Source organism: Bacillus paralicheniformis, from assembly GCF_002993925.1.
Lineage (GTDB): Bacteria > Bacillota > Bacilli > Bacillales > Bacillaceae > Bacillus > Bacillus paralicheniformis.
The window spans coordinates 1,447,402-1,472,990 of sequence record NZ_CP023665.1; the positions used below are offsets into that span (position 1 = coordinate 1,447,402).

Below are 25,589 nucleotides of genomic sequence, written 5' to 3' on the forward strand. Positions count from 1 at the left end.
ATATATTCACAACCATACTTGTATGGTAGTATGGCAGAGAGGAGGTGAGAGTCATGACAATGAAACAGTTAAACCCGCGGTCTGTCAGAGACCAAATCTATCAGATGCTGAAGGAAGAAATCATGAAGTTTCGGCTTGTGCCGGGTGAGCTGATATCGGAAAAAGAGATTTCAGAACGGTATGAAGTCAGCCGCACTCCGGTCAGAGAGGCTTTTTTGCAGCTGTCGAGAGAAGGGCTTCTCGAAGTCTATCCGCAGAAAGGAACCCGCGTATCGCTAATTGATCTTGATCTGGTGGAGGAAGCGAGGTTTATGCGGGAAAACCTGGAAAAGGCTGTAGCTGAACTGGCGTGTGAAGACTTTCCGGAGGAAGCTATGTTTAAGTTGGAGCAGAATGTGAAGATGCAGGAATTATCGATTGCACAGAAAAACTATGAAAGTTTGTTTGAATTGGATGAAGCTTTTCATCAGGCGATTTTTGAAGGCTGCGGAAAAGCGAATGTTTGGGCTGCGATTCAGCAGATGAACGTTCCCTTCCAAAGAATCCGTTTATTAAGGCTTGCCGCCGATTTTAACTGGAATACCATTCATCAGCAGCACGGGGCATTAACAGAAGCGATTCGAACAAAACAGAAGGCGAAAGCTAAGAAAATTGCCGAGGAGCATTTGCAGCTGGTCATCGTCGATAAACAGATGCTCATTAATGAGTTTCCCGGTTATTTCAAAAGTAAGCGCTTTTAAAGGAGTGGTGATGTGAAAGCTGCGGTGATGACGAAGCCATTTTCAATTGAATTTCGCGACGTTCCGCGTCCCGAACCGGCCAGCGGCGAAGTCCTTGTCAAGGTAAAGGCCGCCGGCATTTGCGGCAGTGATGTGCATTTTTACGACGGTTCAAATCCATATGCACAGTACCCTCAGATTTTTGGTCATGAGCTCGCAGGCATCATTGAAAAAACGGGGGCCGGGGTGAGGGAGCGATCCGCGGGCGAAAGGGTCGTAATTGAACCGGCTATTCCGTGCGGAGGCTGTTACCCTTGTCGGAAAGGGAGGACAAACGCCTGTGTGAACATCGATATGATCGGATCGGTTCGCAGAGGAGGCTTCGCTGATTTTATCATTGTCCCGGAAACGCATGTCCATCCGATTCCTGAGCAAATGGATTTTGCAGCCGCAGCGTTGTGCGAGCCGTTTTCCATCGGAGCGCAGGCGGTTCGGCGGGCAGCTATTCAAACAGGCGAAACGATTGTCATATTGGGAATGGGTCCGATCGGGTTAACGATTTTGGCACAGCTTAAAAAGCGCTTTGACTCCCGTGTAATCGCTGTCGATCCCGTACGGGAAAGGCTTGAGCTTGCCGAAGCATTCGGTGCGGATGCCGTTATACAGCCTGGTGAAGAGGATGCCGAGCAAATGATTCTGAAGCTGACAGACGGAGAAGGAGCGGGGATTGTGTTCGAAGCGGCCGGGATTCCCGCGACGATTGAGCAATCCGTTCGTTTGGCAGCTGCCGCCGGGCGCATTGTCATTGTCGGCTTAACGGGGGAAAATGTGACGATTCCGGGTCTTCTTCTCACAAAGAAAGATATTGAAATTTACGGAACAAAACACAGTGTCAATCAATTTCCCGACGTCATTCAATTTTTGAATGAAAACCCCGAAATAGCCCGATCTTTTGTCACTGAGATCATGCCTTTTACAGAAATAGAAGAGGCGTTGAAAAAAGCGAAAAACTGTCCCCATCAGGTTACAAAGATCATTTTATCTTATTGAATCGGTGAGGAGGAAGTGTGATGAAAATGGTTTTCAGATGGTATGGAGAAGGAAACGACTCCGTCACCCTTGAGCAGATCAGGCAGATTCCCGGTGTAGAGGGGATCGTTTGGGCGCTTCATCATCAGCCGCCAGGTGAAGAGTGGCCATTGGAAGAAATGTTAGAAGTGAAGCGGCAGTGTGAACAGCACGGTTTTCACATTGAAGTTGTTGAAAGCGTTAACATTCATGAGGATATTAAGCTCGGGCTGCCGACGAGAGATCTGTATATTGAAAAATACAAGCGAACGATTGAAAATTTGGCCAAAGCCGGCGTAAAAGTGATCTGCTACAATTTTATGCCTGTATTTGACTGGCTGCGGACCGATTTATACAAAAAGGCTCCAGACGGTTCCACCGCTCTGTTTTATGAGCACGCAAAGGTGCACACAATCGATCCTTTTGCGCTTGTCGATCAAATCGCCAAGCATCCCGAATTCACGATGCCGGGCTGGGAACCGGAGCGGCTGGAGCATCTGACAAGGCTGTTTGAAGCCTATCAAAATGTGACGGAGGAGGATCTGTGGAGCCATCTTCACTATTTTCTTGAACACATCATTCCAACCGCCGCACGCTGCGGAATCACAATGGCGATCCATCCCGATGATCCGCCGTGGCCGGTTTTCGGACTCCCGCGCATCATGACCTCAGGAGAAAACATCGGTCGGCTTCTCCAGCTTGTCGATCATCCGGCTAATGGTGTGACACTGTGCAGCGGTTCATTGGGCGCAAATCCCGAAAATGATCTTACCGCCATGATCCGTGCGTATGCCGACCGGATTCCCTTTGCCCATATCCGCAACGTCAAAGTCTACAAAAACGGCGATTTTATCGAGACATCGCACAGAACAAAAGATGGCACCGTTGACATTTGCGGGATTGTAAAAGCCTACCATGAAACAGGTTTTTCAGGCTATGTACGTCCGGATCACGGCCGCCACATCTGGGATGAAAAGTGCAGGCCCGGCTACGGACTGTATGACAGGGCGCTCGGTATCATGTATTTATGGGGCATATGGGATTCGCTTAATAGAGAAGAACAGGGGGCTTCACAATGCTTGAAATCCATGAAAATTTAGCGGGAAAAACTGCGGTCATCACAGGTGGCAGCGGGGTGCTTTGCGGCGCGATGGCGAGAGAGCTCGGCCGGCAGGGTATGAATGTTGCCATTCTTAATCGAACCGTTGAAAAAGGAGAACTCGTGGCCGAAGCTATTCGAAAAACCGGCGGCGCAGCGATTGCCGTTGAGTGTGATGTCATCAATCAACGAAGCGTTGAACGGGCGAAGCGCGTTGTGGCCGACCGATTCGGCGGCTGTGATCTATTGGTGAACGGGGCCGGCGGCAATCACCCCAATGGCACGACATCAGATGAAACATTCAACTCCGAGCACCTCTTTCAGGACAACATCAAGACATTATTTGATCTGAACTGCGATGATGTCGGTTCTGTTTTCAATTTAAACTTCCTCGGTTCTTTCATTCCAACACAGCAATTTGCAAAAATGATGCTGAACCAAAAAGGGGCATCCGTGATCAATATTTCTTCAATGAGCGCTCAAACTCCGATGACGAAAGTGCCTGCTTACAGCGCTGCGAAAGCGGGCATCGACAATTTCACGAAATGGCTGGCCGTCTATCTGGCCGAAACGGGGATTAGGGTCAACTCCATTGCCCCGGGATTTTTCCTAACCAATCAAAATGAACGGCTTCTTCTTGATCAAAACGGCGAATTTACCGACAGAGCAAAGAAGATCATCTCTCACACCCCGATGAAGCGTTTCGGCAGCCCGGAAGATTTGCTGGGGACGCTGCTTTGGCTGGCGGATGAGAATATGTCCGGATTTGTTACCGGTATAACAGTGCCGGTGGATGGCGGGTTTACGGCTTATGCCGGTGTCTAAACGATGCGATAAAGGAGGCCGATACATGAAGCAGATTGTGTGTGAAAAGCCTTATCATTTTAAAATGACGGATGTGAAAATACCGGAACTTAAGGATGGGGAAGCATTGGTCCGCATCAAACGGATCGGAATTTGCGGGACCGATTTTCACGCTTATTGCGGAAAACAGCCGTTTTTCTCTTATCCAAGGGTGCTCGGACACGAGCTGTCCGGTGAAATTGTCAGCATCGATGATACCGGCGGAACGCTTAAGCCTGGCGATCAAGTGTCAATTATTCCTTATTTGGAATGCGGGACATGCATCGCCTGCCGGAACGGCCGGCCCAACTGCTGCGTGAATCTGAACGTCCTCGGTGTCCATACAGATGGGGGAATGCGGGAATACATAAATATCCCGGCAGACCACCTGTTAAAAACAGAAGGATTGACGCTCAGCGAAGCTGCTGTCATTGAATGTTTGAGCATCGGCGCCCACGCTGCAGAGAGGGCAAATATCAAAAAAGGGGAAACGGTGCTTGTCGTTGGTGCGGGGCCCATCGGGCTCAGCGTGATGAGATTCGCAAAATTGAAGGGGGCGAAAGTCATCGCGATGGATGTCAGGAATGAGCGCCTCACATTTAGCCGTGAATGGGCTGAAGCCGATGAAGTTGTATTAGCGGGAGAACATGCGGCGGATGAGATCAAACGGTTGACGAACCGCGACTATCCGGCGGCTGTCTTTGACGCGACAGGGCACCTTGGATCGATGAACAGCGCTTATCAATACGCCGCACACGGGGGCCGGCTGATCTATGTCGGGCTGGTTCACGGCCATCTGGTCATGCCCGATCCTGAAATCCACAAGCGGGAGCTGACCATTTTATCCAGCCGCAACGCATTAAGAAGCGATTTTGAGACGGTGATAAAAGCCATCAGGGATGGCGGAGCGGATGCGAACCGGTTTGTTACCGGACAGATTGCGTTTCGCGATGTTGTTGACGGATTTCAATCAGCACTTGCTCCGGAAACCAATCCTGTGAAAGTGTTGATCCATCTGTAATACCACATAAAATGAAAGCGTTTTCTAAATTCCGGAAAGAGGGGGTTGCCCATGTTTTCAAACGGCCGCGGGTTTGTCATCGTGATGCTTTTTCTGGCGGGAGTGATTAATTATTTGGATCGTTCAGCATTGTCTGTCGCCGCTCCTTTTATTCAGGAAGATTTGAACATACGTCCGGCGCAGATGGGCATGCTGTTCAGCAGTTTTTTCATCGGATATGCCATCTTTAATTTTATCGGCGGCTGGGCATCAGATAAGTATGGAGCGAAACATACGCTGTCGGCTGCAATGGTCGTATGGTCGGTTTTCAGCGGGGCCATTGCACTGACATATAATTTCGTCTCACTGTTTATCATCCGCGTCATTTTCGGCATGGGGGAAGGTCCGCTGTCAGCTGCAACGAGCAAGTCGGTCAACAATTGGTTTCCGCAAAAAGAAAGAGCAAGGGCGCTTGGCATGACGATGTGCGGAACGCCGCTCGGCGGAGCCATTTCAGGACCGATCGTCGGATTGATCGCGATCCATTGGGGGTGGAAGGCTTCCTTTGTGTTGATCATGATCATCGGGCTTATCTGGACTTGGTTCTGGATGAAATTCATGAAAGATAAGCCGGACGACTCCCGCAGTTTGTCCCCTGAAAAAGAAGCGCGTCCGAAAAAGGATACCGGCATCCCGCTGTCTTTTTATTTGAGGCAGCCGACCGTGCTGTTTACGGCGTTCGCATTCTTTTCTTACAACTATATTTTATTCTTTTTCTTAACGTGGTTTCCGAGCTATTTAACGTCAGCCCGGGGGCTGAGCATACACGATATGAGCGTTGCAACGATGATACCGTGGGTTGTCGGATTTCTCGGTCTCGCGCTTGGGGGATTTATATCGGATTATCTGTTCAAGCTGACGGGCAAACAGATGTTTTCGAGAAAAGCCGTGCTTGTGTGCTGCCTTTTGGCTGCGGCGGTATGCATTGGATTTGCCGGGCTTGTCACGACTGCGTTTGGAGCTGTTGCCCTTGTCGCACTATCGGTTTTCTTTTTGTATTTGACCGGCATCACATACTGGGCGATTATACAGGATATCGTTCATCCGGACAGGGTCGGGGGTGTTAGCGGATTCATGCACTTTCTTGCCAATACGTCCGGTATTATCGGTCCGACCGTTACAGGGTACATCGTCGAGTATACCGGGGCTTTCACAAGCGCTTTTTTGCTTGCGGGAGGGCTGGCGGTGGCAGGTTCTATTTGCGTCGCTTTGTTTGTGAAACCGATACGTTCTGAGAAGCTGCCTCAATCTGTTGCAGAAGGCGGACAGGGGCATCCTTTATGATGCACATACTGCTGAAGGCATAAAAAACCCCCTTCTCAGCAGGGAAGGAGGTTGAAAGTTCAGGCTTTACGGTTTGTTTTTTCTTTTGTTCAGCGTTTTAATGATTTTCTCGCTTCTTCTTCTGAGAAGAGAGGTATAGTCTGACAGGCCAAATTTTGCGAAATCGACGTGTTTGACTTGTTTTTTCAGTTTTTTCACAGCATCACCTAATTCAGCGCTTTTAGTTGATTGGTTTATTGTATGTATGAAACGGGAAAACGGAATAAGGACGGGAGAATTTTCCCGTCCTCGTTAAGCTTTTTTTCTTTTATACTCGCCGATCAGCCGTTCGTTTTGCCGGAAAATCCGTTCGGTATGGGGGCTGACTTCGTATTTCGCGATATTGGTTTTGGATTGCTTTTTAAACATTTTAAAGGCGAGGCGCTTTTTTGCGCTTTCATGGTCTTGCTGAAAAGCAGGCTCCATCAGTCGTCACCGTCCTCTTCGTTTGGTAGCAGAAGATCATAGATGCTTGTTAAAGAAGTAAACAGGAGGTAGTCAAATTCTGTGACAAGGTCTTCTGAGGTTAACTTCATGACATAGTCAAAATCGTGGATGGAAAAAGGAATGAGGACCATTTTTCCGTTTTCTTCATAATAAACGTCTTTGCGCTCAAGCTTTTCTTGAACATCGAAGCGGTTTTCCATATGCTCAAGCAAATGATCCTTGCTTTCTTCTGAATTATATTCGCAAAGTGCAGCGGATATATTCATTTTTTCGGCAAATCGTTTGATGAGCTTTTCGATCCCTTCTGCATATGCTTCTATATTTCCATAATAGATGTGGATCGGTTCGTTTTTCAATAGGTATTGAAACGTTTTCAGCCTGTTTTGATATGTGTGGAGGAGGTCGTTGTTTTCTTCGAGAAGCATTCTTGTGTCTGTCGCGAGTTCGGAGCTGCCGAGCTTTTTAAAGTAAGCGTTTAAGAAAATAAAAGCGTCTGTCAGCGTGAAAAAAACGGCAACGATCAGGTAATGAAGCGGGTTTGTGAAAATCGACTGCGGATCGTGCGTCCAATAAATCACGGCGCCGATAACATAAAGCAGGTACCAAGTTTTTCGGATCGCGACCGTTTTTTCGGTGAGCTTTTTTTCAAAACGCCACACGGCAGCCACATACAGAGCCAGCGCCAATACAATGAGCCAAACAAGGAATTGATAAAATAGCAGCATAACTGGTTTCCCTCTTCCCGAGAAATAGTGCAGTTCCTATTCTATTGTTATGCCGGCTTTCTTTTAAACATGAAAACTCCCGTCCTGGATTCGGACGGGAGTGTGCTGATTAAAAGAATAAATCTAGTATGAAATAGGCAAATGCACCGATGGTTGCCGAAATGGGAAGGGTAATGACCCATGTGATCAACATCCGCTTTGCGGTGCCCCAGTTTACGCCTTTCACCCGGTGGGAAGCGCCTACGCCTAAAATGGATGAAGAAATGACGTGTGTCGTGCTGACAGGCAAATGGACGATCGTCGCACCAAAGATGATGAGGGCTCCCGTCAAATCTGCAGAGACACCGTTGACGGGACGGATCTTCATGATTTTTCCGCCGACGGTTTTGATGATTTTCCAGCCGCCGACAGATGTTCCGAGTCCCATGGCTGTGGCGCATGCAAGCTGCACCCAGAACGGGATGTCAGTTGTACTGTGCAAGTTACCCGCAATTAAAGCCATCGTAATGATACCCATCGCTTTCTGTGCATCGTTCGTGCCGTGTGTATAGGATTGTATGGCAGCTGTCGCGATTTGAACGCGCCGGAACCGCTTATTCGTTTTGGCCAGATTGCTGTTCTTAAAAATGACTTTGACGATGCTGTAGATCAAATATCCTAAAACAAACGCCAAAATGGGCGATAATATAAGTGCTTCGATAATTTTAATAAATCCGTGGTATTTAATCGCGGCGAATCCTTCCGATGCGATGACAGCTCCGGCAATCGCTCCGATGATCGCGTGGGATGAGCTGCTGGGAATGCCGAAATACCAAGTCACCAGGTTCCATGTAATGCCTGCGATAAGAGCTGCAAGGATCACGACCGATCCGTTTTCCAGTTTGAAAGGGTCGGCGATGTCGCTCGTAATGGTTTTCGCTACGCCTGTGAACGTCATGGCGCCGGCGAAGTTCATAACTGCCGCCATTATAATGGCGTGCCTTGGTTTTAACGCTTTTGTCGATACCGAGGTGGCGATCGCATTTGCCGTATCATGAAAACCGTTGATAAAGTCAAATGCCAAAGCAAAGATGACAATCAATATGGTTAATACAAATAAAAGATCCATTATAATCCCTCGTTACGCATTTTTCATTATGATGGTTTCTAAATTGTTTGCTACACTTTGGCATGAATCTGCGATTTCTTCTAGCGTCTCATAGATTTCCCTGTACTGGATCACTTTAATCGGATCGGTCTCTTTCCCGAAAAGATTCTTCAGCGATTTGCGGTGCAGGTTATCGCAGTTATGTTCGTATTCTTTAATTTTAATGGCGTGCGGCTGAATTTCTGTCAGGCGATTTTCCGCCAGCAATTCAATTGTCAACAGAATTTCTTTTGCGCATTCTCTGATATAGCCGCTGAATTTATCAATATGCTCATCTGAAGATGTGATCGAGAAGATTTCCATCATGGCTGAAAAGTGTTCGATACCGTCGAGTACATCATCGAGGCTGTTTGTAAGCTGAAGGATGTCTTCGCGTTCGATCGGCGTGATAAATGCTTTGTTCAGCTCCTTAATCATCGTATGTACATAATTATCTCCTTTTGTCTCATACTCTTTTAAGGTATCCGCGAATTCTTTAAGGGTTGTCTGATTCGTCACTTTATAGTTAACAAAATACTCAGCTGTTTCGTCTAAATTTTTTGCAATTTCCGTCAAAAGCACGGAAAACTTGTCTTTTTTTCTTTTCAACATTTGTAACCCTCCATTGTTTAAATGAGACAATGCACACATCAAAATATTATATAACTTTTTGTCGAAAAAAAACAGGTGCAGTCGAAAAAAACCATTTAATTTTTAGATATTCACATCTTTTAGGTGGGCGCAAGCACCAGCTGCCATCCGGGATTTTATGATGATAATAGGCGTTTTCTCCTTTCAGCTCATTGTGTCAAAAGAACGAATGACAGGATTTTTTTGAGGAATTTGGGAGTTTGGGTTCAAAAAAATAGAAAATTGGGAGTTTTCCTTATTTTCAGTTCACTTTCCTGTTATAGTAGTAATAAACTGGAAAGGAAGGTGATCTGATGAGACGGTTAGCTTTCTTAGTTGTTGCGATTTGCTTGGCGGTTGGTTGCTTTTTCAGTCCGGTGTCAAAAGCAGAAGGGGTTATGAGCGGCGGAGATGGTGATAAAGTCGCCGTCGGGAAAGACGGTATGGTGGCTACGGCCCATCCGCTTGCATCAAAAATCGGAGCCGAAGTGTTGAAAAAGGGCGGGAATGCCATTGATGCAGCAATTGCGATTCAGTATGCTCTGAATGTAACGGAGCCGATGATGTCGGGAATCGGCGGCGGTGGATTCATGATGGTCTACGATGGCGAGACGAAGGAAACGTCGATCGTCAACAGCAGGGAGCGTGCTCCACAGGGTGCCGAACCTGACATGTTTTTGGATGAAGACGGAAAGGTGATTCCTTTTTCAGAAAGGTCGAGACACGGAAATGCGGTCGGTGTGCCGGGAACGCTGAAAGGGCTCGAAGCAGCGCATAAAAAGTGGGGAACGAAGAAAATGGAAGACTTGATATCGCCTTCCGTTAAGCTTGCAGAAGAAGGGTTCCCGATCGATTCGGTTTTGGCCGATGCGATAAAGGACCATCAGGACAAGCTCAGCAAAACGGCCGCAAAGGATATTTTCCTTCCCGACGGTGAACCTTTGAAAGAAGGTGATATCCTCGTACAAAAGGATTTGGCCAAGACGTTTAAATTAATACGGAAAGAAGGGTCAAAAGCCTTTTATGATGGAGAAATCGGCCGGGCGATTGCAGATGTCGTGCAAGATTTCGGGGGTTCGATGACACCTGATGACCTGTCCCGCTATGAGGTCACAACAGATAAGCCGATCTGGGGCGAGTACCACGGCTATGATATCGCAAGCATGCCTCCTCCAAGCTCAGGCGGAGTGTTCATGCTGCAGATGCTGAAATTGATTGATGATTTTCATTTATCGCAATACGATCCAAAATCATTTGAAAAATATCATCTGCTCGCGGAAACGATGCACCTCGCCTATGCGGACAGGGCGGCATATGCGGGCGATCCGGAATTTGTCGATGTTCCGCTCTCAGGGCTGCTCGATCCCGATTATATTAAGGAGCGGCAGCAGCTGATCAGCCTTGATTCGATGAACCGCGATGTGAAAGCAGGCGATCCGTGGAAATACGAGGCGGGAGAGCCGAATTATGAGATCGTGCCTCAGCCTGAAGATAAGACGATCGGGGAGACGACGCATTTTACCGTCACGGACCAGTGGGGCAATGTTGTCTCTTATACGACTACGATTGAACAGCTTTTTGGAACGGGGATTTTAGTGCCCGGGTACGGACTGTTTTTAAACAATGAACTGACCGATTTTGATGCGGTTCCAGGCGGAGCGAACGAAGTTCAGCCGAATAAAAGGCCGCTTTCAAGCATGACGCCGACGATCGTTTTTAAAGACGAAAAACCGGTGCTGACTGTCGGTTCCCCGGGAGGAACGACGATCATTGCTTCCGTTTTCCAGACGATCTTGAATTATTTTGAGTACGGCATGAGCCTTCAGGATGCGATTGAAGAGCCGAGAATCTATACGAACAGCCTGACTTCTTACCGCTATGAATCGGGAATGCCGGAGGATGTCAGACTGAAGCTCAATGACTTCGGCCACAGATTCGGTGCGAATCCGGTTGATATCGGCAATGTCCAAAGTATTTTCATTGACCGGGAGAACAGAACGTTTATGGGGGTTGCCGATTCAAGCAGAAACGGGACGGCGGTCGGCGTCAACATTAAGACATCGGCTAAATAGCGGAAGCAAGGGCTTGGTCTAAGGCTTTTAGATCAAGCCTTCTTCCGTCTGTCAGCGGGGAAAAGAGGATTTTTTTCGAAAGAAGAGAAATATATTTTTTGAAAGCGTTTACTAAGTTGCGAAGGAGGGAGACCATGATTCACACGTTGGCAAATGGATTTTACCGCTTTTGCGAGTGGGTGATGCGGCTCGCCTATTTGAATCTGCTGTGGATCGGCTTCACGCTGGCGGGAGCGGTCATCTTCGGTTTAGCGCCGGCGACTGCCGCGATGTTCGCTGTGACAAGACAGTGGGCGCTGGGAAAGACGGATATCCCGGTGTTTCAGACGTTTTATCAGGCGTTTAAAAAGAAATGGGCCAAAGCAAGCGTTCTCGGTTTGATATTGGGTCTGGTCGGTTTATTGCTGATTGTTGATTTTCAAATTGCGGCCGTCTATTTTCACGATCAGCCGGTTGTCTTAAGTCTGTTCATCAGTTTGTTTATCATTTACGCCATCATCCTCTTTTACGCTTTTCCAATTGATGTCCACTACGATTTAAAACGGATTGCAGTGCTGAAATACAGCTTTATCATCGGCTTTTCCCGTCCGCTCACCTCGTTTTTCATGCTGATCAGCGCGTTTGGCATGATTCTGCTCGCTTTATTTCATGTCACATTTCTTCTATTCTTCAGCGGCAGCGCTTTAAGCTTCATTTTGACGAAGCTCTCGTTTCAGGCGTTCCGCGCAATAGACGGGCGCCGGACAGATAAGCAGGCTGCCGTCACACGCTTGAAATGAAGGTGTTCGTTCGGTGAACCGGTATCAGCATTTAAAAATTAAAGATCAATTGTTTATCTTGATTTCATTGATCATGGCCGTTTCGCTCATCTTGATCTTGAGCGGCGTTCAATACGCGTTCCGTGTCTATGACCAGCAGATTTACAGGAAGTCGTCACAGGTGCTGATGTTATCATCAAAAAGCATTGAAGATGAATTGAAAAAGATTGAGGATGTGTCATATCAACTGACCACTGACGCCGCCATCCAAGCAAACCTTCTGAAAGCCGGCCGCGGCCAAAACAAATACGTGACCTACCGAATGAAAAGCAAAATCTGGGATAAGCTTGCCGAATATACCGGCTCTAAGCGGTACATTAAATCGATTCATTTGTTTGATGCTTCCGGAACCGAGTATTCCGCAGGTGCGAATTTAACCGAAGCATTGCGGGAGCAAAAGAATGCGCTGATCGAAAAAGCGTCGCGCCAAAAAGGCGGCAACACGTGGGAGCCTATGCCGGGTGAAACCGGCGAGCTGTTATCCGTCCGGGAAATTCGCTCCTATGAGCGTTTAAACCTTGACCATCTGGGAACAGTGGTGATTGTCGCCGATTTAAAACGGGTCATCGGCGATCTTCCGAAAGACTGGGGGGAAGGCGCAGGCAAGATTGCGATGTCGGACGGGCAGGAGCTGTTTTTTTCTGAAATGCCTTTCAGCCAAACCGATGGACTACGTTTATCTTCTCACGCAGAAAACGGATATGACATTGTGGAGGAAAACGGCCAGCGCTTTTTCGTTTCATATGTCAAATCAGCGTATAAGAATTGGACGTATTGGAGCCTGATCCCTTTTGACGCGATGTTTTCGAAAATCTCTGCGATGAAGACGATCCTGATTTCCCTTTTTATTCTCTTCTTTCTGATTGCGGTTCTCTTTGGAAGGAAAATGGCCAGGGGCATTACGAGTCCGATTGAGAAGCTGGTGGCAGCCATGAAAAATGTCCAAACCGGCGACTTTAAACTGGCGCCGCTCACTCGTGCTCCTTCAGACCGGCAGGACGAAGTCAGCGTCTTAAACCGCAACTTTTTTACAATGGTTGAACGGATCAATGAACTGATTGCCGAGAACTACAAGAAGCAGCTGATGCTGAAAGAGACGGAATTCAGAGCGCTCCAAGCGCAAATCAACCCCCACTTTTTATACAACACGCTCGAGTCGATCAACTGGCTGGCAAAAACGAACCGTCAGCCGCAAATTTCAAAGATGACGGAATCCCTCGGGTTTTTGCTCAGGAATGCCATCAATATGAAAAACGACGTGGTGACGATCGAGGAAGAAGCTGAAATTGTGCTCCACTATTTTACTATTCAGCGTTTTCGCTTTGAGGAGCGGCTCGTTTTTGAACTCGACATTGAGCCGGCGGTGAAAAAATGCCGCGTGCCAAAGCTTGTCCTCCAGCCTTTGGCTGAAAATGCGATTACATACTGTCTCGAGCCCTTCATTGAACCTTGCCATATTCACATTAAAGCATATAAAAAAGGCGGGTTTGTATATTTAACGGTTACCGACAACGGACCGGGCATGGATGAAGACTTTTTGGAAAAAGCGAGAAAAGAGCTTGTCCGGACAAGAGGCAGAGGAATCGGACTGCAAAATATCGATGAGCGCATTCAGCTGATGTTTGGCAAAGGGTACGGCTTGACGATTTCAAGCGAAAAGAACAAGGGAACCGAAATGTTAATTAAAATACCATTTCAAAGCGGGGTGTGATGATGTATAAAGTGCTGTTGGCGGACGATGAACGGATTATTCTCGACGGCATCTCCAGCATGATCGAGTGGAGTTCGTTCGAAACGTCTTTGATCGGAGCCGCACAAAACGGGATTGACGCTTACCGCCTGATTATGGAAGAGCGGCCGGACATTGTGATCAGCGATATTAAAATGCCCGGGATGGGAGGACTCGAACTGATCGAGAAAGTGTCCCGCGACTACCCGTCAATCCGGTTTATTTTGCTGACGGGCTTCGGCCAGTTTGAATATGCAAAAAAAGCGATGTCATACGGAGTCAGACATTATTTGCTCAAACCCTGCAATGAAAACCACATTACAGATTCGCTTCAAAGCGTGATCGGCGAGCTGAAAAAAGAGGAATCGGCGCAAAAAGTAAAAAATGATCTGGAGATGATGAAGCCGCATCTTATGAAGCAAATGTTAAAAGAGCTGGTCACGGGCAGCCGCATCGAGGATGAAACGTGCCTGCGCTTTTTTTCAGAGCAAAAGGTCATCAGACTGATCCTGTTTTCCGTCCGGGACGGGGATGACAAAGACTATGCCCAAGGTGTTGAGTCCATTGCGGATGAGGTGCTGAACGGTTCTGTCATCACTTCGGCCTGCGTTCAACAAGTGCTTGTTTGTGCAGTTGACGGAAAAGTCGCTCCTGCCGTACTTGAGGAAAAAATGAAAAGCGTCCAAGAACTTTCACGCCATCTGCTTCAATTTGAACCTGAAGCATCACTCAGCGAAAGCGGCAGTATCAGCGAAGCCTCCGCTATGTACGAAAAGGCATACGCACAGATCGTCCAACATGAAGGAGAGACATCGGTTTTAATCGGGAGGATGCTCGATCTCATCGAAAAGGAGGCCTCAAATCCGAAGCTTTCGCTGAAATGGGCAGCCCGCAACATGCTGTACATGAATCCGGATTATCTCGGCAAGCTGTTTAAACAGGAAACCGGTGAAAGGTTTTCAAGCTATGTTGCAAAGGTGCGCATCGAAAAAGCGATCGCGAAGATGAAGAAGTCTAAAAACACGGCCATCGGCGCACTGGCAGAGGAGCTGGGGTTTGGCCACAATCCGAAATACTTCAGCCTTGTTTTTAAAAAATACACAGGACTCACCCCGTCAGAATTTCGAAAAAAAGAAGAAAACACGTTTTAATGCCGCCGGTATATTCGGCGGTTTTTTGCGTATTGACGGAATCTCTGTTTTTTTAACATTCTTCTCTGTTTTTTGAGTTTCTGGGACAAAAAGTTGAATTTAAAATGAAATGTAAGCACTTACAAAATAAGGAGGGGAAATGTTGATGAGAAGATTTGTGTTTTTCTCATTTTGCGTTTTGCTGACGCTCGGCCTGTTCGGATGCAGTTCAAACACTGAAGAGGCGGCCGGTGCGGACGGCAAAAAGAAGGTTACCTTGAGGGTCGCGTGGTGGGGCGGACAGCCTCGGCATGATTATACATCAAAGATTATCGAGCTGTATGAAAAGGAACACCCGCATGTCAAAATCGAAGCGGAGTTTGCGAATTGGGACGATTATTGGAAAAAGCTTGCCCCGATGTCTGCGGCGGGTCAGCTGCCAGATGTGATTCAGATGGATATGGCGTATTTATCCCAATACGGAAAAAAAGGCCAGCTTGAAGACCTGACTCCGTACGTCAAGGACGGGACCATCAATACCGAATCGATTGATGAAAAGACGATCAAAGGCGGCAAAATCGGTGATCAGTTATACGGCTTCCCGCTCGGTGTGAATGTGCTGTCGGTGATTACAAATGATGACATGCTAAAAGAAGCGGGCGTTGAAATTGACGACGGCAGCTGGACGTGGACCGATTTTGAAAACCTGGCGCTAGAGGTCGAGGAGAAGACGGGGCAATACGGTTCAAACGGCATGCATCCGCCTGATGTCTTTTTCCCTTATTACTTGAGGACGAAGGGCGAGCGCTTTTATAAAGAGGACGGCACAGGCCTTGCTTATTCAGACGACAAGCTGTTTGTCGATTACTTCAAGCGTCAGGTGAAGCTCGTTGATGAAAAAGCATCGCCGACACCTGATGAAAGCGCGCAAGTGAAGGGAATGGAGGACGATTTTATCGTTAAAGGCCGAACGGCTGCAACATGGAATTATTCAAATCAGTTTTCGGCATTCGCACAGCTGACCGATGCACCTCTGTCATTAAAACTGCCTCCTGAACAGGCTAAAGAAAAGGCGCTGTTTTTAAGGCCGAGCATGCTGTTTTCAATCCCGAAAAGCTCCGAGCAAAAAAAAGAAGCGGCTGCATTCATCGACTTCTTTATTAACAATGAAAAAGCCAATGCCCTGATCAAAGGAGAAAGAGGCGTGCCGGTTTCCTCCAAAATTGCGGAAACGGTGAAGAAAGAACTGAGTGAAGAGGAGAAAAAGATTTTCGAATATGTCGAACGGGCTTCGGAGTCCGCGGGGGAAGCGGAACCGCCTGAACCGATCGGCAGCGCCGAAGTTATCAAACTGCTAAAAGACACATCAGACCAGATTTTGTTTAAAAAGATCACGCCTGAAGAAGGAGCCGCGAAGTTCAGAAAAGAAGCGGACGCGATACTGAAAAGAAATCAACAATGATAAGCGGGGCAAGTGGAGGAAGGCCGCTCATCAAATGCAGGAGGAAGTGAACGTGAAGCGAAAAAATAGAATTGACAATTTGGCGGGTTACGCCTTTATTTCCCCGTTTATTATCGGATTTTTATGCTTTACCGTCATTCCGATGGGAGCCTCGCTGTTTCTGTCTTTTACAAGCTACGATCTGTTCACCCCGCCCAAATGGGTCGGCCTTGACAACTATAAGGCGATGCTGACAGATGATGAAAAGTACTGGGGCTCGCTGAAAGTGACGTTTTATTACGTGCTCGCGGGTGTTCCGCTGCGCCTCGCGTTTGCGCTTTTCATTGCGGTGATTTTGAACAGAGCCGAAAAAGGTGTCGGCATTTACCGGACGCTCTTTTATCTCCCGTCCATTATCGGCGGCAGCGTGGCGGTCGCGATTATGTGGCGAAATGTATTCGGCAATGAAGGTGTTATCAATGCGCTTTTGTTCTTCCTCGGATTTGACAAGAAGATTCTTTGGTATCAGGATCCGACAAGCGCATTGTGGACCTTGATTCTTTTGTCGGTGTGGCAGTTCGGCTCTTCCATGCTGATCTTTCTTGCCGGATTGAAAAATATTCCGCCGATGTATCAGGAAGCGGCAAGCGTCGACGGTGCAAACAGATTTCAGCGTTTTTTTCTCATTACGCTCCCGCTTCTCAGTCCGATCATCTTTTTTAACCTGGTGATGCAGACCATTTCAGCCTTCATGACCTTTACGCCGGCCTACATTATTTCAAAAGGGGAAGGCGGTCCGCTTGACGGGACGCTTCTATATTCTCTCTATTTGTTCCAGCGGGCCTTCAACTTTTTCCAAATGGGCTACGCATCGGCGATGGCATGGGTGATGCTCATCCTGATCGGCCTTGTCACATTCATATTGTTCAAAACTTCATCCTTATGGGTGCATTACGAATCGAAGGAGGGGTAGCTGGTGGAGCCGGTAAAAGACATTTCGGGGCGGGCGGCGCCTGCCCCGCTTCCCGCAGGAACGGGAAAGAAAAGAGCCGGGCAGCTCGTGTTCCATATCGCGACTGCCGGTCTTGCGATCATCCTTTTGTATCCCGTTATCTGGCTGATCGCAAGCTCGTTTAAAGAAAGTGCGAGCATATTCGCCACATCCCATTCGCTCATCCCGGATCCTTTGATCCTGTCCAATTACACGGAGGGCTGGAAAGGGATCGCCGGACAGCCGTTCATCACATTTATTAAAAATTCGCTTATCATCGTCGGCCTCTCGACGATCGGTGCGGTTTTGTCCTCAGCGTTCATCGCTTACGGATTCGCACGGATTCCATTTAAAGGGAAGGCATTTTGGTTTAGCTGCATGATGGTGACGATGATGCTGCCGCACGAGGTGCTGATGATTCCGCAATACATCATTTTTGCAAAACTGGATTGGCTGAATTCATTCAAGCCGATCGTTGTTCCACAATTTTTCGGGCACGCGTTTTTTATCTTTTTGATGATTCAGTTCATCAGGACGATCCCGGTAGAACTCGATGAAGCGGCAAAAATTGACGGCTGCAGCCGTCTCGGCATCTTTTTCAGAATCATTTTGCCATTGATCGCACCGGCGCTCGCGACGTCCGCCATCTTCTCGTTTTACTGGAAGTGGGAGGAGCTGATCAATCCGCTTCTTTACTTGAACAAGCCGGAGCTTTACCCGGTTTCTCTGGCACTAAAGCTGTTTTTAGATACGGAAACGGCGTCTAACTGGGGGGCGATGTTTGCGATGTCAGTCGTCTCACTCGTCCCGGTGATTCTCGTATTTTTCGTTTTTCAAAAATCGATCGTCCAAGGAATCAGCATGAGCGGATTAAAATAACAAAGGGGAGAAAAATGCATGACAAAGCTTGTTTTTGATGAAGAAAAACTGAATGAAGTGATCGACAGAATCGTCAAGCGGACATTTGAGATGGATTTCGAATGGGATTGGCCGGGCGGTGTCGCGTTTTACGGCGTCGCTGAGGCGTATGAAGCAACCGAAAATGACGAATACCTCGAACTTTTGAAAAACTGGACGGATGAAAAGCTTGAAGACGGCTTGCCTAAGCTGTCGATCAACGGGGTATCCATCGGCCATACCCTTCTGTCGCTCTACCAGGCGACAGGAGATGACCGTTATCTTGACACCGCCCGGCAAATGGCGGACTATGTGCTCCGCGAAGCGCCCCGGTTCGCAGATGGGATTTTGCAGCACACCGTCAACTCAGAGAAACATGTATTCCCTGAACAGGCATGGGTCGATACGATGATGATGGCGGGCTTGTTCCTTCTCCGAATCGGCAAACTTGTCGGCAGCGAGGCATATTTTGAAGACGGGCTGCGCCAGTATCACGGCCATGAGGAATTTTTGCAGGACATGGAGACCAATCTCTATTATCACGGATGGGACCATGTGGCCAAAAACAATCTGTCAGGCATATTTTGGGGAAGGGGAAACGGATGGGCCGCTTTGACAATGGCAAAAGCGCTCCCTTTGATCGATGTTACGCATCCTTCATATATGATCATTGATGGTTCACTTCGAGACTTGTTGAGCGCGCTTGTCAGGCTTCAGCATCCTTCTGGTTTATGGCACACCGTACTGACGGATCCTGATTCATATCTTGAAGTGTCGGGATCTGCGGGGATTGCTTCCGGCCTGCTGTCCAGAGGCTCGCTATACCACAAATCCGTTCAGAAGGCGCTCACAGCCATAACAGATGCGGTCGCGCCTGACGGAAGGGTGGAACGCGTTTCAGCGGGCACAGCAGTGATGCGGGATGCACAGGGATACAAAGACGTTCCGTATAAACGGATTCAAGGCTGGGGACAGGGGCTTGCCCTGACGTTTTTGGCAGACGTCGTCCGCTCCAAGTCGCGCGCGTTCCAATAGAAATTGAAAAAGAAACATTCTTTTCATTGCAGTGGGGGGAGAGGGATGAAAAAGCTGCATCAAAGATATGTTTCACGGCGAAAAGGAAGTTTTTTTAAAAAAAGCTTTGTGCTGATTCTGCTGATTGCGTGTATTCCTGGCTTATTGACGGGTGCAGGAATCTATTTGTTTTCTGCTGCAAAAATTGAAAAAGAGCTCCAACAAATGCACGAGAACCAGGTGAAACGCCAAATCAGCCAAATCGATGACAAGCTGGAAGGGCTTGAGATCATGCTCTCCCAGCTTGCATATGATCCGCGCCTGATGAACGGTCTGGCCGATGCCGATCTGCAAACGGATTTTCAAACGACGTACAGGCTCTCAAAATCGCTGTTTGTGCTTCAGGATCAAAATCCGCTCATTCACAAGGTTGAACTGTTTATTCAAGGGAAAGAGCCGATTCTTTTAAATCCGGAATACAGCGGAATGACCGACCGGAACATCTTAAAGGCCTATCATTCGTTGCTTGAAGGCGGTCAAAACGTTTATTGGAAAGACATGAGCGCCGCTCCTTACGGAATGGCGCTTGTCCACAAAATTCCGGGAGGCATCTCAGAGCCGTTCGGCGCGCTGATTTTAATGCTTGACGAAAAAGAAATGGGGCATTTGCTAGAAAGCCTTTCACCGTATTCAAAGGGAACAGCGCTTCTTTTTCATCATAATCAAAAGCCTGTTTTTTCCGGGAGCAAACGCGGCAAAGCCAATTTTGAAAGCGTTTTAAAAGGGATGCTTGAGAAACAAAAGAATCAACAGGGCTCCTTTGCGATGGATTGGGGCGGAGGGGCGTATTCCGTTTCATACGGACGAATGGTCAGATTAAACCAGGAATGGACCTATGTCTCGGCTTCACCGATGTCGGCGATTACGGCTCCGGTGTTGTTTTTATCGAAGCTCGTCGCGTCGGTCAGCATCGCCGGGATCGTTCTTGCTTTCATTCTGTCATGGTATGCGTCACACAAAATTTATTCACCGATCGCAAGGCTGATCAAGCTCTGCTCAGGAGAGGGTAAGGCCGCTCATTTTCCGGATGAATTTCATTGGCTCGAGAAGCGCTGGGAAGACCTGACTGAGGAAAGCGGCAGACTGAAAAAGGAAATGCCCCAGGCTGCAAACGTTTTTTTTCAGCGCCTTCTCGGCGGATACTTTGCAGATGAATCAGAGAGGAATTTGAGAGATCGTCTGAAAAGGTGGGGCTGGGAAGCGAAAGACAATGTGTTTACCATCATCGATAGCCAGCTGACGGGACTCTACGAAGGGAACGGAGCTTTTACAAAAAAGGATGAAAGTCTGGCGGGCTTTTTGCTGGGCAATATTACGCGTGAACTGGCTGGTAGGACATTCAAACATATTTATATGACCGATGTCCGTTCGTTATCGCTCTCTGTGCTGCTGATGAGCGGCCGGAAAACAGCCTTCAAGGAAGAAACCGCCCAATTTGTCCGTGAGCTGACGGATGTGATCTGCGGCATATCAAGACTCCACGTCACAGTGACGGTATCAAAAACCGCTCACATGTTAAAAGACATTCCCGGCATGTATGAAGAGGTGAAAGAAGGCAGGCATTACAGACAGTTCGAAAACGCCAGCCAGGTGATCGATTTAAGCCGGAGGGAAGACATGCCTCCCGCTGAATCATACTATCCGTTCACCCTTGAAAAAGAGGTCATCAGGGCGTTGCGGCTTGAAGAAAGGGATGAAGTCGAAAGGCGGATCAGGCTGTTCATCCGGGAGCTGTCCGAAAAAGGAAAGACGGAAATCCGCATCCAGCCGGGCATGATGCAGCTGTTGGCAAAGATCCAGGAAGAGGTCTTTCATTCCGGCCTTCATCCTTATGAATTGTTCAGCCGAAAAAATCTGCTGCAGGAGCTTTCAGAGCTGAGGGAGCCGGAAAGGGCCGTCGGCTGGATGATGGAGCGTGTCGTAAGCCCGTATCTTAAAGAAATGGAAGGCAGGAAAAACCGACAGCAAAAACGGCTTGTCGAACAGGTGCTTGAGATGATTCATCAGCATTATATGAACGATATCTCGCTTGAAAGCTGCGCTGATCAAGCCGGGACGAATTCGTATACGCTGAGCAAAGCTTTCAAACAAGTAACCGGCATCAATTTTATCGACTATGTTACCCGTCTCAGAATCGAAAAAGCGAAAGAGCTTCTTCTTGAAACGAATAAAAAAATCCATGACGTTTCTGAAGAAGTCGGCTACAGACACAGCTATTTCAACCGGATTTTCAAGAAGCAGGTCGGCATTCCGCCGAGCCGCTACAGGCAGATTCATCAGGAATCTTCGTGAAAGGGAGAGTGTTATGAAACGAACAGACGAAAAGCCAAAAGTGTCAGTATATTTGGCCGGGGATTCGACCGTCGCAGACTGTCCTCCGCATGAAGCGCCGATGGCCGGCTGGGGACAGATGCTTCCGCTGTTTTTCTCAGATGAGGCTGCGGTCGTGAATATGGCAAAAGGCGGGGCCAGTTCGAACAGCTTCATTGATGAAGGCCGGCTCGATGACATTACGGAGCGGCTTGGGCCTGGTGATTATGTGTTGATCCAGTTCGGCCACAACGATCAAAAACCGTACGGAACAGACCCGTATACAACCTATCAGGAGCATCTTGTCCGCTATGTTGAAGCGGTTCGCGAAAAACAGGCGACTCCGGTTTTGATCACTTCCGCAGAGCGCAGACGCTTTGATCAAAATGGAAAGCCTGCCGACACACTCGGAGATTTTCCGAAAGCGATGAAGGCGCTCGCTGACCGCTTCGAAGTTCCGCTCATCGATTTATGGTCCAAAACCAAAGCGCTCTATGAATCTCTCGGAACGGAAGGCTCAAAACGGCTGTTCGTCCACTTTCAGCCGCATGAACATCCTCATTATCCAAATGGAATTGAAGACAATACTCATTTTTCCGAGGCGGGGGCCCGTCAAGTCGCCTGGCTGGTAACAGAAGGAATCAGAGAGCTCGGCCTGCCTCTAGCGGCTTATCTTCATTGTGAAAGGAGCGACTTCCGTGCCGAAGTGTAATGCAAGAGAAGGAAGCCTGATTTATCAAAACCCTTTATCGTCTCCTGAAGATCTCCGCGGCTGGGTGATGGAAGGAAAAGGAATCGTTCGTTTTCCGAACGGCCGCCTGCATATGGAGAATGAACTCGATGCTGAGCAATATGGAGACGATGCCCATTTTGTTTACTGGTGTCCAGAGACATTCCCTGATGGAATAGTTGTGAAGTGGGATTTCTATCCTGTGCGGGAGCCCGGCTTATGCATGATATTTTTTGCAGCCACCGGGATCAATGGGGAAGATTTATTTGACGGGCGGCTGGCGGAGAGAACAGGGAAATATCCGCAATATCATTCAGGGGACATCAACACATTGCACCTGTCGTATTTCAGACATAAGCATGCTGATGAAAGAGCATTCCGAACATGCAACCTCAGGAAAAGCCGCGGTTTTCACCTCGTCTGTGAGGGAGCCGACCCGCTTCCGCCCGCTAATGACGCTTTGCCTCCCTACCGAATGAAGCTCATAAAAGACGGGGTATCCGTTCATTTTTCAATCAACGGGCTGCCCATTTTGGAATGGGAGGATGACGGCAGGCGTTTCGGCCCGGTTTACGGAGGAGGAAAAATCGGTTTCAGGCAAATGGCTCCGCTGAAAGCAGCCTACGCCAACTTTGAAGTGCGCAGGCTGCTTTGCGACTGAAAGGAGGATCGGACATGCGGGAAAAAGGCATGATGGCGATGATGTACGGCGCTTGTGAAGCGATCATGAAAATCGCCTGGCTGAACGCGCTCTGGGTTCTATTCACGCTGGGAGGAGGCGTTGTTTTCGGCTGGGCTCCGAGCACGGCCGCGATGTTCACGGTCGTGCGCAAGTGGCTGCTCGGCCGGACGGACGCACCGGTATTCAAAACGTTTTATCAAACGTATAAAAAAGAGTTTTTCAAAACAAACGGACTTGGCCTCATCCTCCTCGCCGCCGGCACAATTTTATTAGTAAACTATCAATTTTTCCGCGTCCGTGAGGATTTATTTTCAATCATCATCAGCTATGCCACACTGATGGCCGGACTCATGTATGTCGTAGTTTTCGTGTATATTTTTCCGCTTTACGTTCACGTTCAGCTGCCGTTTGCCCGCTATTTTTCACAGGCTGCACTGATCGGTCTCGTTCGTCCTTTGACGACGGCCGGAATGGCTGCTGCTGGAGGCTTTGTCGTTTATGTGCTGTTGACGGTTCCGGGACTGATCCCATTTTATGGTGTCAGTTTGTTTGCTCTTGTATTAATGTTCATTGCACATCGCTGTTTTTTGCGTCTGGAAGGCTAGCTGAACCGTGCAAAAATGAGAAAAGTGAGCAAAAAAGTATCAATTGAAAAAGGAGAACCGCTTTAAATCGGACTTGAACACATCTTTTCCCTTCGGCAAAAAAGTGCAATTGAATAAAAATGGAAGCCGTAATAGAATCCCTTTTAAGTAAGCGCTTACAAAAAAGGCGGAGGGAGAAGATGATGAAAAAAGGAAAGAAAAGGTGGAAGAAACTGTTGGCCGCGTCATCTCTTTTATTCATTACGCTTGTGACCGGCTTCTCGGAACAAGCGGAAGCAGACGGGCGGACGGCTGCGCAGGCAAGGCAAATGGAGTCGCTGAACCGGGGGCTTGTCGCTGTTAAAACGGGGAACGGTGTCTTTGTGAGCTGGCGGCTGCTCGGAACCGAGCCCGCTTCTGTTTCATTTAATGTGTATCGAAACGGAAAGAAGCTGAACGGTTCCCCGATTACATCGAGTACAAATTATCAGGATGCAGGCGGGGATTCGAATGCCGTTTACCAGGTGCGCGCCGTTTTGAACGGCGTGGAGCAGGCTCCTTCTGAAACCGCCGGAGTTTGGAATAAACCATACAAATCTGTTCCGCTGCAAAAACCGGCCGGGGGAAAAACGCCTGATGGGGTGTCATTCACATACAGCGCCAATGATGCGAGCATCGACGATCTTGATGGAGACGGCGAATATGAAATCATTCTCAAGTGGGACCCTTCCAATTCAAAGGATAATTCACAGGACGGATACACGGGAGACGTGCTGATTGACGCATACAAGCTTGACGGGACCATGATGTGGAGAATCAACCTTGGCAAAAACATTCGCGCCGGCGCCCATTATACACAGTTTCTCGTCTATGACTTTGACGGCGACGGAAAAGCAGAAATCGCCATGAAGACAGCCGACGGGACGAAAGACGGCAAGGGAAAGGTGATCGGAAATGCAAACGCCGATTATCGCAATGCCCAAGGCCGAATTTTGTCAGGGCCTGAGTATTTGACGGTTTTTAAAGGCGATACAGGCGCTGAGCTTACAACGGTCAACTACGAACCTGCCCGGGGAAATGTAGCCGATTGGGGAGACAGCTACGGCAACAGGGTTGACCGCTTTCTGGCCGGTGTCGCATACCTTGACGGGGAGCGGCCGAGTTTTGTCATGGCACGCGGTTATTACACGAGAACAGTGCTTGTCGCTTACAACTTTAGAGGCGGAAAGCTGACCAAACTGTGGACGTTCGATTCGGACGCTCCCGGAAATGGCGCCTATGCCGGTCAAGGTAACCACAGTTTGAGCGTCGCTGATGTTGACGGAGATGGAAAGGACGAAATCATATACGGAGCGATGGCTGTCGATCATGACGGTAAAGGCCTTTATTCAACCGGATGGGGACATGGGGATGCCATGCATACAGGAAACCTGGACCCCTCAAGACCGGGACTCGAAGTCTTTCAAGTGCATGAAAACAGCAATTCTCCTTATGGATTGTCTTTCCGGGACGCGAAAACGGGAAAGATCATCTGGGGAGTGCACGCAGGCAAGGATGTCGGACGCGGGATGGCTGCTGATATCGATCCGCGCTACGAAGGAGCGGAAGTATGGGCGAACGGCGGTCTTTATACGGCAAAAGGCGTAAAAATCGGGAGCACATTGCCTTCATCAACGAACTTCGGCATCTGGTGGGACGGCGATCTCCAAAGAGAGCTTCTGGACAGCAACAGAATTGATAAATGGGATTATCGAAATTCGCGAACCGTTAACTTGCTGACAGCATCTGGAGCTTCGGCAAATAACGGAACAAAAGCGACGCCGTCCCTGCAGGCTGACATTCTCGGAGACTGGCGCGAAGAAGTGATCTGGCGAGCAGGTGACAGCAGCGAACTGCGCATCTACACGACGACAGATATGACGGAACACCGCTTGTATACGCTGATGCATGATGCCGTCTATCGCCTCGGAATCGCCTGGCAGAATGTCGGCTACAACCAGCCGCCGCACACCGGCTTTTATTTAGGCGAAGGCATGCAGACACCTGAGAAGCCGAACATTTATACACGCTGATGGAAAAGGGGAGCTTCAT

General features: G+C 48.4%; 24 protein-coding genes. 19 read left to right on the top strand and 5 right to left on the bottom strand.

Going from position 1 to position 25,589, the window contains the following annotated elements; all coding sequences use genetic code 11:
- The first annotated feature begins 53 nt into the window (after positions 1–53).
- Genes CP943_RS07445 through CP943_RS07470 form a run of 6 tightly spaced genes read left to right on the top strand, consistent with a single transcriptional unit; the run spans position 54 to position 6,073 of the window.
- Positions 54–740, top strand: coding sequence for a GntR family transcriptional regulator (locus CP943_RS07445; protein ID WP_023856728.1), 687 nt, complete (start codon positions 54–56; stop codon positions 738–740).
- A gap of 12 nt (positions 741–752) precedes the next feature.
- Complete coding sequence (locus tag CP943_RS07450; RefSeq protein WP_105980894.1) at positions 753–1,769, top strand: zinc-binding alcohol dehydrogenase family protein; 1,017 nt, start codon at positions 753–755, stop codon at positions 1,767–1,769.
- Positions 1,770–1,789: 20 nt separating this feature from the next.
- Positions 1,790–2,887 (top strand): mannonate dehydratase, encoded by a 1,098-nt coding sequence (uxuA, locus tag CP943_RS07455; RefSeq protein WP_105980895.1) that lies wholly within the window; start codon positions 1,790–1,792, stop codon positions 2,885–2,887.
- The gene (locus CP943_RS07460) at positions 2,863–3,711 is read left to right on the top strand and encodes an SDR family oxidoreductase (RefSeq protein WP_105981356.1); all 849 of its coding nucleotides are present in this window, start codon (positions 2,863–2,865) and stop codon (positions 3,709–3,711) included. Before uxuA ends, CP943_RS07460 begins: the two co-directional genes overlap by 25 nt.
- A 25-nt stretch (positions 3,712–3,736) precedes the next feature.
- The gene (locus CP943_RS07465; RefSeq protein WP_105980896.1) at positions 3,737–4,750 is read left to right on the top strand and encodes a zinc-binding alcohol dehydrogenase family protein; all 1,014 of its coding nucleotides are present in this window, start codon (positions 3,737–3,739) and stop codon (positions 4,748–4,750) included.
- Positions 4,751–4,801: 51 nt separating this feature from the next.
- Entirely contained in the window at positions 4,802–6,073 is a 1,272-nt protein-coding gene (locus tag CP943_RS07470; protein WP_023856732.1) for an MFS transporter, read from the top strand.
- Between the two features lie 66 nt (positions 6,074–6,139).
- Here CP943_RS07470 and CP943_RS22650 read toward each other — a convergent pair whose 3' ends face one another.
- The 5 genes from CP943_RS22650 to CP943_RS07490 all read right to left on the bottom strand — a co-directional run bounded on the left by CP943_RS22650 (position 6,140) and on the right by CP943_RS07490 (position 9,022).
- Positions 6,140–6,271, bottom strand: coding sequence for a hypothetical protein (locus tag CP943_RS22650; protein ID WP_023856733.1), 132 nt, complete (start codon positions 6,269–6,271; stop codon positions 6,140–6,142).
- A gap of 93 nt (positions 6,272–6,364) precedes the next feature.
- Positions 6,365–6,538 (bottom strand): type II toxin-antitoxin system SpoIISB family antitoxin, encoded by a 174-nt coding sequence (locus CP943_RS07475; RefSeq protein WP_023856734.1) that lies wholly within the window; start codon positions 6,536–6,538, stop codon positions 6,365–6,367.
- A complete protein-coding gene (locus tag CP943_RS07480; protein ID WP_023856735.1) occupies positions 6,538–7,284 on the bottom strand; it encodes a type II toxin-antitoxin system SpoIISA family toxin in 747 nt (248 codons plus the stop codon). The genes CP943_RS07475 and CP943_RS07480 overlap by 1 nt, the downstream gene beginning before the upstream one ends.
- A 109-nt stretch (positions 7,285–7,393) precedes the next feature.
- On the bottom strand, positions 7,394–8,392 hold the full coding sequence (locus CP943_RS07485) for an inorganic phosphate transporter (RefSeq protein ID WP_075212749.1): 999 nt from the start codon (positions 8,390–8,392) through the stop codon (positions 7,394–7,396).
- A 12-nt stretch (positions 8,393–8,404) separates the two neighbouring features.
- The gene (locus CP943_RS07490) at positions 8,405–9,022 is read right to left on the bottom strand and encodes a DUF47 domain-containing protein (protein ID WP_023856737.1); all 618 of its coding nucleotides are present in this window, start codon (positions 9,020–9,022) and stop codon (positions 8,405–8,407) included.
- Between the two features lie 332 nt (positions 9,023–9,354).
- On the opposite strand from CP943_RS07490, the gene ggt reads away from it, so the two are divergent.
- From ggt to CP943_RS07555, 13 genes are all read left to right on the top strand, one after another.
- Entirely contained in the window at positions 9,355–11,112 is a 1,758-nt protein-coding gene (ggt, locus tag CP943_RS07495) for a gamma-glutamyltransferase (protein ID WP_026579843.1), read from the top strand.
- 134 nt (positions 11,113–11,246) lie between these two features.
- On the top strand, positions 11,247–11,891 hold the full coding sequence (locus CP943_RS07500; RefSeq protein ID WP_026579842.1) for a YesL family protein: 645 nt from the start codon (positions 11,247–11,249) through the stop codon (positions 11,889–11,891).
- 13 nt (positions 11,892–11,904) lie between these two features.
- Positions 11,905–13,641 (top strand): sensor histidine kinase, encoded by a 1,737-nt coding sequence (locus CP943_RS07505; protein WP_003180890.1) that lies wholly within the window; start codon positions 11,905–11,907, stop codon positions 13,639–13,641.
- Between the two features lie 2 nt (positions 13,642–13,643).
- Positions 13,644–14,810, top strand: a complete 1,167-nt coding sequence (locus CP943_RS07510) for a response regulator transcription factor (RefSeq protein WP_003180892.1) — start codon at positions 13,644–13,646, stop codon at positions 14,808–14,810.
- 145 nt (positions 14,811–14,955) lie between these two features.
- Positions 14,956–16,251, top strand: a complete 1,296-nt coding sequence (locus CP943_RS07515) for an ABC transporter substrate-binding protein (protein ID WP_026579841.1) — start codon at positions 14,956–14,958, stop codon at positions 16,249–16,251.
- A 34-nt stretch (positions 16,252–16,285) separates the two neighbouring features.
- A complete protein-coding gene (locus CP943_RS07520) occupies positions 16,286–17,203 on the top strand; it encodes a carbohydrate ABC transporter permease (RefSeq protein WP_105980897.1) in 918 nt (305 codons plus the stop codon).
- An 87-nt stretch (positions 17,204–17,290) separates the two neighbouring features.
- Positions 17,291–18,100, top strand: coding sequence for a carbohydrate ABC transporter permease (locus CP943_RS07525; RefSeq protein WP_407640592.1), 810 nt, complete (start codon positions 17,291–17,293; stop codon positions 18,098–18,100).
- Between the two features lie 18 nt (positions 18,101–18,118).
- Positions 18,119–19,153, top strand: a complete 1,035-nt coding sequence (locus CP943_RS07530) for a glycoside hydrolase family 88/105 protein (protein WP_105980899.1) — start codon at positions 18,119–18,121, stop codon at positions 19,151–19,153.
- 45 nt (positions 19,154–19,198) lie between these two features.
- Positions 19,199–21,484, top strand: coding sequence for a helix-turn-helix domain-containing protein (locus CP943_RS23085; RefSeq protein ID WP_105980900.1), 2,286 nt, complete (start codon positions 19,199–19,201; stop codon positions 21,482–21,484).
- Between the two features lie 13 nt (positions 21,485–21,497).
- Positions 21,498–22,214 (top strand): rhamnogalacturonan acetylesterase, encoded by a 717-nt coding sequence (locus CP943_RS07540; protein WP_023856747.1) that lies wholly within the window; start codon positions 21,498–21,500, stop codon positions 22,212–22,214.
- Entirely contained in the window at positions 22,201–22,893 is a 693-nt protein-coding gene (locus tag CP943_RS07545) for a YesU family protein (protein ID WP_023856748.1), read from the top strand. The genes CP943_RS07540 and CP943_RS07545 overlap by 14 nt, the downstream gene beginning before the upstream one ends.
- A 14-nt stretch (positions 22,894–22,907) precedes the next feature.
- On the top strand, positions 22,908–23,519 hold the full coding sequence (locus CP943_RS07550; protein WP_095290130.1) for a YesL family protein: 612 nt from the start codon (positions 22,908–22,910) through the stop codon (positions 23,517–23,519).
- A 182-nt stretch (positions 23,520–23,701) separates the two neighbouring features.
- Positions 23,702–25,570 carry a rhamnogalacturonan lyase gene (locus CP943_RS07555; protein WP_105981357.1) on the top strand — a complete coding sequence of 623 codons (1,869 nt, stop codon included), beginning with the start codon at positions 23,702–23,704 and terminating at the stop codon, positions 25,568–25,570.
- The last annotated feature ends 19 nt before the right edge of the window (positions 25,571–25,589 follow it).

Bases quoted from the DNA above. Each gene is read 5' to 3' on its own strand.
- CP943_RS07550 (WP_095290130.1), top strand. From the start codon at position 22,908: ATGCGGGAAAAAGGCATGATGGCGATGATGTACGGCGCTTGTGAAGCG.
- ggt (WP_026579843.1), top strand. From the start codon at position 9,355: ATGAGACGGTTAGCTTTCTTAGTTGTTGCGATTTGCTTGGCGGTTGGT.
- uxuA (WP_105980895.1), top strand. From the start codon at position 1,790: ATGAAAATGGTTTTCAGATGGTATGGAGAAGGAAACGACTCCGTCACC.
- CP943_RS07510 (WP_003180892.1), top strand. From the start codon at position 13,644: ATGTATAAAGTGCTGTTGGCGGACGATGAACGGATTATTCTCGACGGC.
- CP943_RS07530 (WP_105980899.1), top strand. From the start codon at position 18,119: ATGACAAAGCTTGTTTTTGATGAAGAAAAACTGAATGAAGTGATCGAC.
- CP943_RS07490 (WP_023856737.1), bottom strand. From the start codon at position 9,022: ATGTTGAAAAGAAAAAAAGACAAGTTTTCCGTGCTTTTGACGGAAATT.
- CP943_RS07520 (WP_105980897.1), top strand. From the start codon at position 16,286: ATGCAGGAGGAAGTGAACGTGAAGCGAAAAAATAGAATTGACAATTTG.
- CP943_RS07445 (WP_023856728.1), top strand. From the start codon at position 54: ATGACAATGAAACAGTTAAACCCGCGGTCTGTCAGAGACCAAATCTAT.
- CP943_RS07500 (WP_026579842.1), top strand. From the start codon at position 11,247: ATGATTCACACGTTGGCAAATGGATTTTACCGCTTTTGCGAGTGGGTG.
- CP943_RS23085 (WP_105980900.1), top strand. From the start codon at position 19,199: ATGAAAAAGCTGCATCAAAGATATGTTTCACGGCGAAAAGGAAGTTTT.
- CP943_RS07540 (WP_023856747.1), top strand. From the start codon at position 21,498: ATGAAACGAACAGACGAAAAGCCAAAAGTGTCAGTATATTTGGCCGGG.
- CP943_RS07480 (WP_023856735.1), bottom strand. From the start codon at position 7,284: ATGCTGCTATTTTATCAATTCCTTGTTTGGCTCATTGTATTGGCGCTG.
- CP943_RS07460 (WP_105981356.1), top strand. From the start codon at position 2,863: ATGCTTGAAATCCATGAAAATTTAGCGGGAAAAACTGCGGTCATCACA.
- CP943_RS07465 (WP_105980896.1), top strand. From the start codon at position 3,737: ATGAAGCAGATTGTGTGTGAAAAGCCTTATCATTTTAAAATGACGGAT.
- CP943_RS07555 (WP_105981357.1), top strand. From the start codon at position 23,702: ATGAAAAAAGGAAAGAAAAGGTGGAAGAAACTGTTGGCCGCGTCATCT.
- CP943_RS07485 (WP_075212749.1), bottom strand. From the start codon at position 8,392: ATGGATCTTTTATTTGTATTAACCATATTGATTGTCATCTTTGCTTTG.
- CP943_RS07470 (WP_023856732.1), top strand. From the start codon at position 4,802: ATGTTTTCAAACGGCCGCGGGTTTGTCATCGTGATGCTTTTTCTGGCG.
- CP943_RS07475 (WP_023856734.1), bottom strand. From the start codon at position 6,538: ATGGAGCCTGCTTTTCAGCAAGACCATGAAAGCGCAAAAAAGCGCCTC.
- CP943_RS07515 (WP_026579841.1), top strand. From the start codon at position 14,956: ATGAGAAGATTTGTGTTTTTCTCATTTTGCGTTTTGCTGACGCTCGGC.